Origin of the sequence: Bradyrhizobium dasycarpum, assembly GCF_042019905.1 — a bacterium.
GTDB lineage: Bacteria > Pseudomonadota > Alphaproteobacteria > Rhizobiales > Xanthobacteraceae > Bradyrhizobium > Bradyrhizobium japonicum_B.
The window spans coordinates 2,905,912-2,919,708 of the sequence record NZ_CP169574.1 but is presented as its reverse complement, the minus strand read 5'-3'; the positions used below and the strand labels follow the sequence as shown (position 1 = coordinate 2,919,708).

Sequence of the window (13,797 nt, the reverse complement as noted above, 5' to 3'; positions counted from 1 at the left end):
AGAGGATCAGCTTTCGTTCGGGAAAAAGTGGAACAGGCGGTTTTTACGCCGGTTAGTAAGCACGTTCATTTGATAAGAAGGAAGTGACCCATGATCCGCCTGTTGGCAACCACGGCCTTGGGGCTGGTGCTGGCGAACACCGCCTTTGCGCAATCGCCCGGCACGGCCACGAAGTCCGAGCAGACCCCGCAATCCCAGACGAATTCCACAGCGCCGTCCACCACCTCGCCATCCGGCACCGCTGATGCGCAGCGCACCACATCGCAGCCGCAGCAATCACCGGCGACTGGAACGTCGGCACAGAATACGCAGAGCCCCGCGTCGTCTGGGGCCGCAAATCCCGGCACAACCAACAATGCCGCGAACGGCACGGACGCCTCGCGGCCGCAGAGCGGCACGGCGAACGCGAACACGGCCGGCAACCAGCCCGCGTCGCAGCAGAGCGCCAACCCGCCACCGGCCAACAGCAACCAGGCGCAGGATCGGTCCAATCCGCCTCCGACCAACAGCAATCAGGCCCAGCAGGCCCCTGCGTCGTCCGGGACCAACCAGGCCCAGCAGGCCCCGAATGCCCCAGCGAGCAATCAGGCGCAGGGCGAGCGGACCGGAACCGGCTCACAGGCGGCCGCGCCGACCGACGTCAATCTCAACCGGCAGCAGGAGACAAAGATCAGCACGTCGATCTCGCGCCTGAACGTGCGGCCTTTGACCAGCGTCAATTTCTCGCTGAACGTCGGCACGGTGGTGCCGCGCGACGTGCATCTGTCGACGCTGCCGCCGGACGTCGTCGAGATCGTGCCGCAATATCGCGGCTACAGCTTCGCGCTGGTCAAGGATCAGATCGTCGTGGTCGACCCGGCGACGTACAAGATCGTGACGGTGTTGCCGTATTCGGGGCAATCCACCGCGACAACGACGACGACCACCCGCGAGCGCAGTGCCAGCAAGTTCTCCGATCGCGATCGTGAGGTCATCCGCAAGCATGCGAAGACCCGTACCGAAGGACGAAGCGAGGCGCGGACCACCGGCAGCACGGCGCGAACCGAGATCCACGTCGGCGAGCGCGTGCCGGACACTGTCGAAGTGGAGGAATTCCCGAGCACGGTCTATCGGGACGCGCCGGGTCTGCGGGAATACCGCTACATTCATCGCGATACCCGGACCTACCTCATCGAGCCCCGCGAACGGCGCGTGATCGAGGAGATCGACTAGCGGTGATGTCGGAGCCACCCTTTAGGGTGGCTCCGAGCACTAGCCCGAAGGCCGTTCGCGCGATGCGAAGCGAACGGCGCGGGCCTTCGCGCTCTTTCCGGCCGCGCGCGCCGCAATCATGCTGCGCGCCTTGCCGTGCGCGGACGCGCTTTTGCGCAGCAGGGTCGCGAATTGCTTGCGGGCTCGGCTCGTCGACAGCCGGGCGGCGAGCTGCTCGGCCTTGCGAATGAAGCCGATGGCGGAAGGTGTCAGGTTGACTGGAACCCAGGCGACGTCCTTGGCCTTCGAGAGGCTGCCGACACCTTCGCAAGGCGCCTCGCGCGGCAGGTCGATCCGGATTGCAATCGCCTCCGAACGCTCGGTCCAGTCCTCGGCCTTGGTGCCGGTGATGATGCGGACATAGTCGCGCGTCTCGCGTGGCAGCCCACTCTCTTTGGCAAGCCACTTCTGAATGCGGCCCGGGCCTGCGTTGTAGGCGGCTGCGGCGAGGCCGAGATTGCCGAAATCATCGCGCAGCTTGCGCAGGAACTTTGCCGAGGCCGGCAGCGCCTTCATGGGATCGAAGGGATCGTCGAGCCCGACTTCGGCAGCCGTCTCCGGCATGAACTGCGCAACGCCCTGAGCGCCGGCGTGGCTGACCTCGTTGGACTTGAAGCGGCTCTCCTGCCAGAGCAGGCGGGCAAAGAACGGCACGGGAATGCCGCTGGCCTCGGCGGCTTCGCGAAGCGCATGGCAGAATTTGTCCGTCGGCGAAACGGGATCCTCTGCGACAGGTTCGCTCGCGCGCAGCGGCTCGATCGTTTCCTCATGCGCAGCGCGCGCGTTGGCGAGCTCGATGGCCTGGACGCTGGCGAGGAAGAGTTCGACCATCGGAACCAGCGGCGAGGCATGATTGTTCTGAAGAACGGCGGTGTCGAAAGTTGATGTTTTCCGGGACGCCGACGGATCGAGGTCGCACATCAGAAGCAGAAACGCGGCGCAAGCCGCGACGACAAATCGCATTTGCTGGGACAACCTCGAACTGTGGGAATGAACGGCCAGCGATGCGCCGGCGCTAGGAAGTTCTTAACCTTCCGATTGCGGCAAAGCTGCGATCTCGCCGGTTCCTTCGGTGTTAGTACGGTGTTCCCAAAAAGAAACTGCCCGCGATTGCGGATCATTATTTTCAGAATGGGACGAGCGATCATGATGCGATGGATGCTTGGCGCGGTGATGTCGCTGTGGCTCGTCTGCCCGGCGCTTGCGGGCAATCTCGATGCGAAGGCCGTGAACGATGCAGCGCGCCCGGATAAGCCGCCAGCTGCCGACAAGATCAGCGCGTCGGTGACGAAGCTTCAGATTCTGCTCGATCGTGCGCAATTCTCTCCGGGCCAGATCGACGGCAAATTCGGCGAGAACGCGCAGAAGGCGCTGAAGGCGTTCGCGGAGCAGAACGGTCTTGCCTTTGACAAGACCATCGCACCGGAACTCTGGGACAAGCTGAACGCAGCCAGCGAAGGCCCCGTCCTCGTCGACTACAAGATCACCGACGCGGACGTGAAGGGGCCATTCCTCAAGAAGGTGCCAACCAAGCTCGAGGACATGAAGTCGCTGGAGGCGCTGAGCTACACCAGTCCGCTCGAAGGGCTCGGCGAAAAATTCCACATGAGCGAAGAGCTGTTGAAGGCGCTCAATCCGGGAAAGGCGTTCGACAAGGCCGGCGAGACGATCGTCGTCGCCAACGTCGCGGCGCGACGGGAGCTTCCGCGCATCGTTCGGATCGAGATCGACAAGACGCAGGCGACGTTGAAGGCCTACGAGGGCTCTGGTCGGCTGGTCGCGTTCTACCCGGCGTCAATCGGCAGTCCGGATCGCCCGACCCCGACGGGGACGCTGAAAGTCACCAGCAGCCATGAGCTGCCGACCTATCGCTACAATCCGGAATACAAGTTCAAGAGCGTGAAATCCAAGAGGCCCTTCGAGATCAAGCCGGGGCCCAATAGCCCGGTCGGATCGTACTGGATCGGGCTATCGGCGCAGGGCTACGGCATCCACGGGACGGCCGAGCCGGACAGGGTCAGCAAGTCCGCATCGCACGGCTGCGTCAGGCTCACCAATTGGGACGCGCGCGTGCTCGGCGAGAATGCCAAGCGCGGCATCCCCGTCGTCTTCCTCGATGCGCCGACGGAATCCTCCTCGAAGCAGCGGGGCACGGCAGCCGGCAAGCGCGCGGCGAACTCGTCGAACTAGTCCTTGGGAAAGTCCTTGCGCATCGCGATCTCGGCGGCGTCGGCAGGCGACAGTACGGTCTGGTCGAAAGCGGCCTGCGGCTTCGTCATGATGTCGTAGAGCGAGATGCCCTTGATGGGCTTGCCCATCAGCTCGCGGACGCAGTCGGCGAGCGTGCCGTTGTAGACGAGATAGGGCGGGCCCCGGTCCTTCTGCCTCTCGCCCTTCAGCGACGGCCACTTCTTCAATTCGGCCGGCGCGTCAAAGGCGATCGGCGATCCCTCTTTGAACATGCGTTGGGCCCCGGTGGCTTTGGATTGCCAGGAATCCTACAGCCGCCGGGTAAACACGCGTTAAAGAATTGGTTTCAAATCAGCCGGCGACGAAGGCGAGCAGGGTGCCGTTGGCCTTGGCCGGCGGCACGCAGACCGCAGGCCCGCTGCGCACGGCAGCCGAACCAAGCGCCTTCTCCGTCGCCGCCAGATCGCCGCTGACAAGCACCAGCGCGGCGCCGCCGCGCTTGGCGAGGCCGCCGAGCGGCACGCCCGGATAGCGCTTTCCGAGCTGCTCCAGCGTGAGATAGACGAAGTCGGCGCGATCGCTGCCGGAGGCCACGGTCAGGGCGCCGTCGGGCTCCGCCTTGGGCTCGCGGTCGATCAGCCGGCCGAGATGCGCGGCGTCTTGCGCCGGCTCGGGCGTTGCGATCAGAATCTGCTTGATCCGCTTCGCCGCGTTGGCGTGCCTCATCAGCTCGGGAATCCACACGGTGTCGCGCGTCTTGTGCTGGCAGGCGAAGATGCGCACGCCGCCGGGCGCCTCGGCCGTGGGCCACATGAAGGTGCGGAATTTTGCCGCCGAGACAGTGCCGTTTGGCAGCGTCACCGGCCGCTCGAAATCGGTCGGGCCGATCGGCGTCAGGCCACGAGCGCGGATCTCCTCCGTGCCGGCGGCGGAATCGACCGCGGTGAAGGCGATGCGCTCGATGCCTTCGCCGCGCTTGTCGAGGAAGGCGCGCGCCGGCGCGTTGTGCTCGGTCGCGGCGAGCACGCCGAGCAGCTCCATATAGTCGGGATCGAACATGATGGTGTAATTGCCGGTGCCCATATGCGCGCTATGGGTGCCGCGCGGGGAGACGGTGAAGCCGAGCCGCCGGTAGTTCTCGGCGGCCTTGTCGAGGTCCTTCACCATGATTACGGCGTGGTCGATACCGATGACGTTCTTGAGAGCCACTGTTCTTGTCCCGCGAATGCAAACTGACTTGGATTACCGCTGATCCTGTCTACGCCGGATAGGCGGCCAAGTCATTTTCAAATCGGGGTGAGGTGCGGAATTTCGTTTCGTGAAATGCGACGCCGTTGGATGACCAGGTCAGTGTGCCTGCTCGAGATAGGCGGCGAGGATCGCGCGCTCCTCGCCAGTCATCTCGGTGATGTTGCCCGGCGGCATCGCGCCGGACCAGGCTGCGACACGGCCGACCATGCGGATGTTGAGATGGATGTGCTCGGGCGTATCGAGCAGGATGCCCTTCGGCGCGGTCACGATCCCGGCCCAGACCGGCTCGGCCGCGTGGCACATGCTGCAGCGGGACATCACGATCTCCTCGACAGCATTGCGCGTGGGTTGGGCTGACAGCGCGCCCGTCCTCACCTCGCGTGGGCCGGCTGCGGACAGGAACAGGATCGCGATCACGCCGATTGCCGCCACGCCCCACACCCACCATGGTGATTTGCGCCCGGCATGCCGCGCGTTGAAGAAATGGCGGATCACGGGGCCGAGCGCCAGGATGATCGCGACGATGATCCAGTTGAAGCGTGTGGCGTAGAGCAGGGGATAGTGGTTGCTGATCATCAGCACGACGACGGGGAGCGTCAGATAATTGTTGTGGACCGAGCGCTCCTTGCTGGCCTTGCCGAGCTTCGGATCGGGCGCCTGCCCCGCGATCAGGCTGGCCACGATCTTCTTCTGGTTCGGGATGATCAGCGCGAAGACGTTGGCGACCATGATGGTGCCGATGATCGCCCCGATCTGGTTGAAGGCGCCGCGGCCGCTCAGCACGTGGGTGAAGGCGTAAGTCAGCGCGACCAGGAACAGATAGCCGCCGATGGCGAAGGGCAATTCGTGCTGCGCAAGTCCGGTGCGACAGGCGGCTTCATAAAGCAGCCACGCCAGCGCGAGGCTGCAGAAGCTGAACAGCCCGGCCTGGAACGGCGTGATGTCGAGAATCGCCTTGTCGACCAGGAACAGGCCGGCCTCGAGATAATACACCACCACCATCAGCGCGAAGCCGGACAGCCAGGTCGTGTAGGCCTCCCATTTGAACCAGGTCAGCTCGTCCGGCATCTGGCTGGGGGCGACCAGATATTTCATGATCCGGTAGAAGCCGCCGCCATGGACCTGCCAGGCCTCGCCCTGCACGCCATCGGGCAGGTCGCGTCTCGGCCTGAGGCTGAGATCGAGGGCGATGAAATAGAAGGAACTGCCGATCCAGGCAATCGCCGCCACCACATGCAGCCAGCGGAGCAGCAGGCTCGCCCATTCCGATACGATGGATCCCCACATGATGCCCCCAACAATGGTGGCGGCGATGCCGCGGCTTTGCTGACCGCGACGTGCAGCCGCGCCCTGACATCTGTCGCATCGATCTGCCGCATTTTCCAGTACGATGGAACGCGCCCGATGCACATCGTGCGAGCACGGGCTGACGTGGAGTTCGGCGGCGTGTAGCTTGCCGCGGAGCATTTGCGGGGCGATCGACGTTGACGTTTGCGACGTGCAGGCCGGGAGGATGACAACGTGAAGAGCAGGATTTCGACCGCGGTGCTGGCTGCGGGGTTGATCGTGGCCGCGACCGGTGCACAGGCCGAGCCGGTGTTGCAGGGCAAGGACGCTTATGGCGATTGGCAGGCCGACAAGCCGGGCACGATCAGGCTGATCCGGCCGCAGGATCTGGTCAGGCCCGGCGCCACGCGGTCGGTTGCGAGCTCGTCGCGCGTGGTGCCGCGGCCGCCGGAGGCCGCACTCCGGGTGCCCGCGGGCTTCAAGATCGAGCTGTTCGCCGAAGGCCTGCGCGCGCCGCGCATCGTGCGGGTGGCGCCGAACGGCGATGTCTTCGTCGCGGAGACGCGGGCCGGCACCATCCGCGTGCTGCGCGCCGGCGAGGGCGGCAAGGTCGCGAGCAACGATGTCTTTGCCAGCGGCTTGCGCCAGCCTTTCGGCATCGCCTTCTTCCCGAACGGCGACAATCCGCAATGGGTCTATGTCGCCAACACCGACAGCGTCGTCCGCTTTCCCTATCAGGCCGGCGATCTCAAGGCGCGCGGCAAGGCCGAGACGATCGTGCCAAGCCTGCCGCATGACGGCGGCCACTCCACCCGCGACATCGTCTTCACGCCAGACAACAAGCGCATGCTGGTCTCGGTCGGCTCGCTCAGCAATGTCGCGGAAGGCCTGGGCACGCCGCCGGGCGGATTGGAGGCCTGGTCGAAAGCGCAACCGCTCGGCGCGGCCTGGGCCAGCGAGACGGAGCGTGCGGCGGTGCTGGCTTTCACGCCGGACGGCAAGGAACGCAAGATCTACGCCACCGGCATCCGCAATTGCGTCGGCCTTGCGGTCCAGCCACAGACCGGTCTGCCGTGGTGCTCGACCAACGAGCGCGACGGCCTCGGCGACGATCTCGTGCCCGACTACGTCACCAGCGTGAAGGAAGGCGCCTTCTATGGCTGGCCGTGGTTCTACATCGGCAGCAATGAAGATCCGCGCCATTCCGGCGCGCGGCCGGATCTCAAGGACAAAGTGACGGTGCCCGACGTGCTGATTCAACCGCATTCGGCCTCGCTCGGCATGACGTTCTACCAGGGCACGCAGTTTCCGAGCGAGTATCAAGGCGACGCGTTCGCCGCTCAGCATGGCTCCTGGAACCGCTCGAAACGCACCGGCTACAAGGTGATCCGGATCAGGATGAAGGACGGCAAGCCAACCGGCGAGTACGAGGATTTCGTCACGGGGTTTGTGGTGAGCGACACGGAAGTCTGGGGAAGGCCGGTGGGAGTGGCGGTGGCAAAGGACGGATCGCTGCTGGTGTCGGAGGATGGCAACGGCACGATCTGGCGGGTGACGCACTGATCCTACCCTCCCTGGAGGGGCAGGGTCGGCGAAGCGCCGGGGCGGGGTGATCTCTCCACTCGGGCAGCGTTCGATGCGGAGAGACCGTCACCCCACCCCGCTACGCATTCCGCTTCGCTGCCTGCGTAGCGACTCTCACCTCCAGGGGAGGGTGAGAGCAGCACGCTCGCCTCACCTAGCCCCGTCTCACGCTCGCTCCGCCGTCCACCGGCAGGGTCACGCCGGTGATGAAGTTCGCCTCGTCGGAGGCCAGAAACAGCGCGGCGTTGGCGACGTCCCACCCCGTTCCCATCTTCCTGCGCAGCGGCACCTTGCTGTCGCGGTCGGCTTCGACCTCGGCGCGGGTCTTGTGCCATTCGCGGGCGCGGGTATCGACGGCCATCGGCGTATTCATCAGGCCAGGCAGAATGACATTGGCGCGGATGCCGTATTCGGCGTTCTGGTAGGCGAGCTGCTCGGTGAAGGCGATCATCGCCGACTTCGTCGCCTTGTAGGCGACGTAAGGATAGGTCGTGATCGCCGCCATCGAGGAGATGTTGATGATGGCGCCGCTCTTCTGCGCGCGCATGATCGGGATCACTTCCTTGGCGGCGAGTATGCAGCTCTTCAGGTTGATGGCGACGACGCGGTCGAACGCTTCCTCGGTGATTTGAAGGAGCTCGGCATCGCCGCCGGAGAGGCTGACGCCGACATTGTTGTGCAGCACGTCGATCCGCCCCCAGCGCGACTGCGTCTCCTCAACCATCGCCTTGATGTCGGCCGACTTGGTCACGTCGGCCTTGAACGCCGCGGCGGTGCCGCCCTTCGGGGCGATCATCGCAACGGTCTCCTGCGCGGATTCCAGATGATGGTCGACGCACAGGACCTTCGCGCCCTCGCGCGCGAAGGTCAGCGCGGTGGCGCGGCCGTTGCCTATGCCTTCGCCGGGGCTTTGTCCGGCTCCGACCACGATGGCGACCTTGTCGTTCAGGCGCATGACGCTTTCTCCCCGCTTTTTCATCACGATAGCACGGACGATGCGAGGCAGAAGACAGATCGTGCCGATCATGGTCGCGCCCGGCGCACGCGGTCCCGCCGGGCATGCATGGCTGTATCGCGACGGCGAAAGCACATGCGGGCCAACGGCTTCCATGGCACAGGAACCGACCTCACGCGATCGGCGTTTGTTGCGGAGCCTGCCCCGCGCTAGGCTCTGTCCCGGGGGACTTCCCAACCGCCAGTGGCTTGCCGATGAATCTGCTCGATCCGCAAGGTCCCGTGGCTGCGGCCAACAGAACGATTCTGGTCGATTCCGTCTTCATCATGCTCGTGATCGTGGTGCCGACCATTGTCGCGATCCTGGCCTTTGCGTTCTGGTTTCGCGCCTCCAACACCAAGGCGCGCTACCAGCCCGACTTCGTCTATTCCGGCCGCGTCGAGATGGTGGTGTGGTCGATCCCGGCGCTCACCGTCATCCTGCTCGGCGGCGTTGCCTGGATCGGCTCGCACCAGCTCGATCCCGCGGCACCCGTGCCTGGGACCGGCAGTCCGGTGCGGATCCAGGCCGTCTCGCTCGACTGGAAATGGCTGTTCATCTATCCGGACCAGCGCATCGCCACCGTCAATACGCTGACGGTGCCGGCCGGCGCCGAGCTGAATTTCCAGCTGACGTCGTCGAGCGTGATGAACACGTTCTTCATCCCGCAGCTCGGCAGCATGATCTACACCATGAACGGCATGGTGACGAAGCTGAACCTGCGCGCCGACAATGAAGGCAAGCTCCAGGGCCTGTCCGCGCACTTTTCCGGCGACGGCTTCCCCGACATGATGTTCGACGTCAACGTGATCTCGCCGCTCGCCTTTCCCGATTGGGTGGCGAGCACGGCGAAGACCGGCGCGGTGCTGAACGAGGCCAGCTACAGGAAGCTGATGCAGCAAGGCATCGAGAAGGGACGACCTTTCTACCGCCTGGAGGATCCGCGCCTGTTCGACCTGATTGCGACCCAGCACATTCCGCCGGGGCCGGGCCCGGAGCTGATCTCCGAGGCCGGCCGTCCGCACGTTGGAGGCCATGATGCTCGGTAAGCTCGACTGGTCGGCCATTCCGTTCGATCAGCCGATTCCGCTCATCGCCGGCGCGATGGTGCTGGTCGCGATCCTCGCGGTGCTGGCCTGGGTCGTGGTGAAGGGGCATCTGCCTTATCTTTGGCACGAATGGATCACCAGCGTCGATCACAAGCGGATCGGCGTGATGTACATCCTGCTGGCATCGGTGATGCTGCTGCGCGGCGGCAGCGACGCCATCATGATGCGGATCCAGCAGGCGGTCGCCTACCAGTCGCAGGGCTATCTGCCGCCCGAGCACTACAACCAGATCTTCTCGGCGCACGGCACCATCATGATCTTCTTCGTGGCGATGCCGTTCGTGATCGGGCTGATGAACCTCGTCGTGCCGCTTCAGCTCGGCGTGCGCGACGTTGCGTTCCCGACCCTCAATTCCGTCGGTTTCTGGCTGACGGCGACCGGCGCATTGCTGGTCAATATCTCGCTCGTGGTCGGCGAGTTCGCGCGCACCGGCTGGCTCGCCTTTCCGCCGCTGTCGGAATTGTCCTATTCGCCCGGCGTCGGCGTCGACTACTACGCCTGGTCGCTGCAGATCTCCGGCGTCGGCACGCTGGTCGCCGGCATCAATCTCGTCACCACGGTGCTGAAGCTGCGCACCAAGGGCATGAACTATCTGCGCATGCCGATGTTCTGCTGGACCACGCTGGCCTCGAACCTGCTCATCGTCGCGGCCTTTCCGATCCTCACCGCCACGCTCGCGATGCTGCTGCTCGACCGCTACCTGGGCTTCCATTTCTTCACGAACGAAGCCGGCGGCAACGTCATGATGTTCATGAACCTGATCTGGGCCTGGGGCCATCCCGAGGTCTACATCCTGGTGCTGCCGGCCTTCGGCATCTTCTCGGAGGTGGTCTCGACCTTCTCCGGCAAGGCGTTGTTCGGCTATCGTTCCATGGTGCTTGCGACGATGGCGATCTGCGTCGTCTCCTTCATGGTCTGGCTGCATCATTTCTTCACGATGGGGGCGGGTCCCGACGTCAACGCCATCTTCGGCATCGCCAGCATGATCATCGCGGTGCCCACGGGCGTGAAGATCTACAATTGGCTGTTCACGATGTATGGCGGCCGCATCCGTTTCGCGACGCCGATGCTGTGGACGGTCGGCTTCATGGTCACTTTCATCATCGGCGGATTGACCGGCGTCCTGCTCGCGGTGCCGCCGGCCGACTTCGTGCTTCACAACAGCATGTTCCTGGTGGCGCACTTCCACAACGTGATCATCGGCGGGGTGCTGTTCGGCGCCTTCGCCGGCCTCGAATACTGGTTTCCCAAGGCGTTCGGCTTCCGCCTCGACGAGCGTTGGGGGAAGGCGGCGTTCTGGTTCACCTTCATCGGCTTCTACGTCACGTTCATGCCGCTCTACATCGCCGGCATGCTCGGCATGACGCGGCGGATGCAGCATTACGACGTCGCGGCCTGGCGCCCCTGGATGATCGTCGCGGCGGTCGGCGTGGCGGTGCTCACGATCGGCGTGATCTGCCAGATCGTGCAGCTCGTGGTCAGCATCCGCAACCGGGAGGCGCTGCGCGACCGCACCGGCGATCCCTGGGACGGCCGCTCGCTGGAATGGGCGACCTCGTCGCCGCCGCCGGTGTTCAATTTCGCCTTCAATCCCGACGTGCGCGGTGCGGATGCCTATTGGGACATGAAGGTCCATGCCCGGCAGCAATCGCTCGATCATGACAGGCCGGACTATCAGGACATCGAGATGCCCCGGAATTCCCCGACCGGCTTCGTCTGCGCGTTCTTCGCCACCATCATGGGCTTTGCGCTGATCTGGCACATCTGGTGGATGGTGATCCTCGGTGGCCTCGGTGCCTGGGCGACCTTCGTCGTGTTCGCCTGGCGCGACCATGACGAATACGTCATCCCGGCCGCGGACGTCGCAGCAACGGACCGCATCAATCTCGACGAGCGCCGCGGCCTCGTCAGCATGGCGGGGACGGTCTGATGGCGATGACCGCGACCGCCGGCCACGCGCACGCCGATCCGCATCACATCGGCGTCGTCATCGAGCATCCCGGACCCGCGCCGAAGCGGATCGTGACCGCCTACGGTTTCTGGATCTTCCTGCTCTCGGACATCGTGATGTTCTCCTGCTTCTTTGCAGCCTATGCGGTGCTATCGGGCCAGACCGCCGATGGCCCGAAGGGCTCGGAAATCTTCGAACAGAAGAACGTGGCGATCGAGACTGTCTGCCTGCTGCTGTCGAGCTTCACCTGCGGCATGGCCAGCATCGCCGCCGATGTGCGCAACCGGTTCTGGTTCTATCTCGCCATGGCCGTGACCTGCGTACTCGGGCTGATCTTCCTCGTGCTCGAGTTTCGCGAATTCGCCGACCTCGTCGCGCGCGGCTATGGCCCGTCGCGCAGCGCCTTCCTGTCCGCATTCTTCGCGCTGGTCGGCTGCCATGGCCTGCACGTCTCCGCCGGCATGTTGTGGCTGCTCACCATGATGGCCCAGGTGTTCGCAAAGGGCTTCCGCGCCGACATCTTGCGCCGGATGACGTGCTTTGCCTTGTTCTGGCACGCGCTCGACATCATCTGGGTCGCGGTGTTCTCCGTCGTCTATTTGCTCGGGAGCGGCGCATGAGCGATCAGACCCACACGCGCACCGACCATGACCTCGCGCCGGGCGAGGAAGAGCAGCATAGCGTCGGCGCGCGCATTCTCGGTTATGTCGTCGGGCTAGTGCTCGCGCTGCTGCTCACGGCGACATCGTTCTTCATTGCCGGCACCGACCTGGTCTGGCAGCCCTCCATCCCCGTCGCCCTGATCGTGCTGGCGATCGCACAGATGGGCGTGCATCTGGTCTTCTTCCTGCACATCACGACCGGCCCCGACAACACCAACAACGTGCTGGCGCTGGCCTTCGGATTGCTGGTGGTGTTCCTGGTGGTCGGCGGATCGGTGTGGATCATGGCGCATCTGAACGCCAACATGGCGCCGATGGACCAGATCATGCGGATGCAGTGACGAGACCCCGCCCCAAAAGAAGAGCCGCTTGTGATGACAAGCGGCCCAAGTCTAGGGAGGAAACGCCCAAGCAAAGACAATCCGATGAGGATCGTCCGCCAAGGAAACGCCCGCGCAAGCGCTTGCGTACGCATACAAATGCAGCAAGTCCCGGCCTGGTTCAATTCCGGATCAATACGGACCCGGACTACTACTCACGGCTGCGTGAAGCGCTTTGTTCACTTCGGGCGGCGGCAGTTATAAGCCTTGCGGAAGCCGGCCGCCTGGGCGTCGTCCTCCGAGCAGAACCAGCGGTCCGGCTTGGTGGTCGCCGGGTAGCTCGGGCAGCCCCGCAAATGATAGATGCCGATATTGCCGGTGACGCGCGCGCGCGCCGCAAGCTTACCCTTGATGCTGCAGCTCGGGGGCATCGTCAGCTCCTCGGGGAACAGCACGGCGCGAATCTCCTTGTCGCGATCCGGACGGCAGGCCGAGCCCAGGAGTGCGCCGTCCTTCTTGCCGGCGCGGAAATCCTGCGGCGCAACAAAGCAGCCCTTCCAGATTCCGGCCGAGGCCGTCTTGGCTTCGCTGGCCGCCGGCTTGACGTTCGCCTTGATCGGCTCTCGCGCGACCGCAAAGCCGAGCTTGATCAGCTGCTCGTTCAGGCTGGCCTTGTCGCCCTCGGCCGTGCAGATGGCGCGGTGCCGCTTGCCGAAGCTCTTCTCCGGCCCGACATCGTCGCAGCGCACGGAGCGCTTGTTGATCAGCTTGGCCAGCTGGTCGCGTGCCTCGATACCGCAGGTCCAGGGATCGGCGTGATCGTCGATGCAGACCTGGTCCAGCTCGGGCGCATCGACGCCGTCGAGCCGGTAGGTGACGTCGCCGAGCTGGATGGAATTGCCGTCGCGGGCCGTCGCGGCGGCGGTCAGCGCCGCGGCCGGCTGGGCAGACGCCAGGAGGCCGGGCAAGGCGCAGAACCAAACGAGCGCGAAGGCGCGGGCGGCGGCAAAGACATTTCGGAAGGACATGCGGTCTCGCTATCGATTGCCAGTCTGCCCGTTCCTAGCATCCGGATATGGCGATACCAATGGTCTGCACCCCGCGAAGTGCGACATTCCGGCCTCGCGGCTTTACTCCCCCGCTGCTCTGACCCTATCGTTCGCGGGCCTTGCGAACCGTGCAGGCCGAATCGCCCGGA

At 64.7% G+C, this 13,797-nt stretch carries 13 protein-coding genes; 7 read left to right on the top strand and 6 right to left on the bottom strand.

Going from position 1 to position 13,797, the window contains the following annotated elements:
- The first annotated feature begins 90 nt into the window (after positions 1-90).
- Complete coding sequence (locus tag ACETMP_RS14175; RefSeq protein WP_375161410.1) at positions 91-1,212, top strand: DUF1236 domain-containing protein; 1,122 nt, start codon at positions 91-93, stop codon at positions 1,210-1,212.
- 39 nt (positions 1,213-1,251) lie between these two features.
- Here ACETMP_RS14175 and ACETMP_RS14170 read toward each other — a convergent pair whose 3' ends face one another.
- Positions 1,252-2,214, bottom strand: coding sequence for a lytic transglycosylase domain-containing protein (locus ACETMP_RS14170; RefSeq protein ID WP_375161409.1), 963 nt, complete (start codon positions 2,212-2,214; stop codon positions 1,252-1,254).
- Between the two features lie 183 nt (positions 2,215-2,397).
- Here ACETMP_RS14170 and ACETMP_RS14165 point away from each other — a divergent pair, with 183 nt between their 5' ends.
- Complete coding sequence (locus ACETMP_RS14165) at positions 2,398-3,441, top strand: L,D-transpeptidase family protein (RefSeq protein WP_375161408.1); 1,044 nt, start codon at positions 2,398-2,400, stop codon at positions 3,439-3,441.
- Here the strand turns inward: ACETMP_RS14165 and ACETMP_RS14160 are convergent.
- From ACETMP_RS14160 to ACETMP_RS14150, 3 genes are all read right to left on the bottom strand, one after another.
- Positions 3,438-3,713: a hypothetical protein gene (locus ACETMP_RS14160; protein ID WP_375161407.1), complete on the bottom strand. Its 276-nt coding sequence runs from the start codon at positions 3,711-3,713 to the stop codon at positions 3,438-3,440. The two genes, ACETMP_RS14165 and ACETMP_RS14160, sit on opposite strands and share 4 nt — an antisense overlap.
- Before the next feature lie 79 nt (positions 3,714-3,792).
- Positions 3,793-4,650, bottom strand: a complete 858-nt coding sequence (locus tag ACETMP_RS14155) for a VOC family protein (RefSeq protein ID WP_375161406.1) — start codon at positions 4,648-4,650, stop codon at positions 3,793-3,795.
- 138 nt (positions 4,651-4,788) lie between these two features.
- Positions 4,789-5,979: a urate hydroxylase PuuD gene (locus ACETMP_RS14150; protein WP_375161405.1), complete on the bottom strand. Its 1,191-nt coding sequence runs from the start codon at positions 5,977-5,979 to the stop codon at positions 4,789-4,791.
- A 234-nt stretch (positions 5,980-6,213) separates the two neighbouring features.
- Here ACETMP_RS14150 and ACETMP_RS14145 point away from each other — a divergent pair, with 234 nt between their 5' ends.
- Positions 6,214-7,542 (top strand): PQQ-dependent sugar dehydrogenase, encoded by a 1,329-nt coding sequence (locus tag ACETMP_RS14145; protein ID WP_375161404.1) that lies wholly within the window; start codon positions 6,214-6,216, stop codon positions 7,540-7,542.
- A gap of 175 nt (positions 7,543-7,717) precedes the next feature.
- Here the strand turns inward: ACETMP_RS14145 and ACETMP_RS14140 are convergent, their stop codons facing one another.
- Positions 7,718-8,518 (bottom strand): SDR family NAD(P)-dependent oxidoreductase, encoded by an 801-nt coding sequence (locus ACETMP_RS14140; RefSeq protein ID WP_375161403.1) that lies wholly within the window; start codon positions 8,516-8,518, stop codon positions 7,718-7,720.
- A 254-nt stretch (positions 8,519-8,772) separates the two neighbouring features.
- On the opposite strand from ACETMP_RS14140, the gene ACETMP_RS14135 reads away from it, so the two are divergent.
- Genes ACETMP_RS14135 through cyoD form a run of 4 tightly spaced genes read left to right on the top strand, consistent with a single transcriptional unit; the run spans position 8,773 to position 12,620 of the window.
- Positions 8,773-9,606: a cytochrome ubiquinol oxidase subunit II gene (locus tag ACETMP_RS14135; protein WP_375161402.1), complete on the top strand. Its 834-nt coding sequence runs from the start codon at positions 8,773-8,775 to the stop codon at positions 9,604-9,606.
- Positions 9,596-11,596 (top strand): cytochrome o ubiquinol oxidase subunit I, encoded by a 2,001-nt coding sequence (gene cyoB, locus ACETMP_RS14130; protein ID WP_375161907.1) that lies wholly within the window; start codon positions 9,596-9,598, stop codon positions 11,594-11,596. Before ACETMP_RS14135 ends, cyoB begins: the two co-directional genes overlap by 11 nt.
- Positions 11,596-12,237: a cytochrome (ubi)quinol oxidase subunit III gene (locus tag ACETMP_RS14125; RefSeq protein WP_375161401.1), complete on the top strand. Its 642-nt coding sequence runs from the start codon at positions 11,596-11,598 to the stop codon at positions 12,235-12,237. The genes cyoB and ACETMP_RS14125 overlap by 1 nt, the downstream gene beginning before the upstream one ends.
- A complete protein-coding gene (cyoD, locus tag ACETMP_RS14120) occupies positions 12,234-12,620 on the top strand; it encodes a cytochrome o ubiquinol oxidase subunit IV (protein ID WP_375161400.1) in 387 nt (128 codons plus the stop codon). The genes ACETMP_RS14125 and cyoD overlap by 4 nt, the downstream gene beginning before the upstream one ends.
- A gap of 218 nt (positions 12,621-12,838) precedes the next feature.
- Here cyoD and ACETMP_RS14115 read toward each other — a convergent pair whose 3' ends face one another.
- Positions 12,839-13,627 carry a thermonuclease family protein gene (locus ACETMP_RS14115; protein WP_375161399.1) on the bottom strand — a complete coding sequence of 263 codons (789 nt, stop codon included), beginning with the start codon at positions 13,625-13,627 and terminating at the stop codon, positions 12,839-12,841.
- Positions 13,628-13,797: the final 170 nt, after the last annotated feature.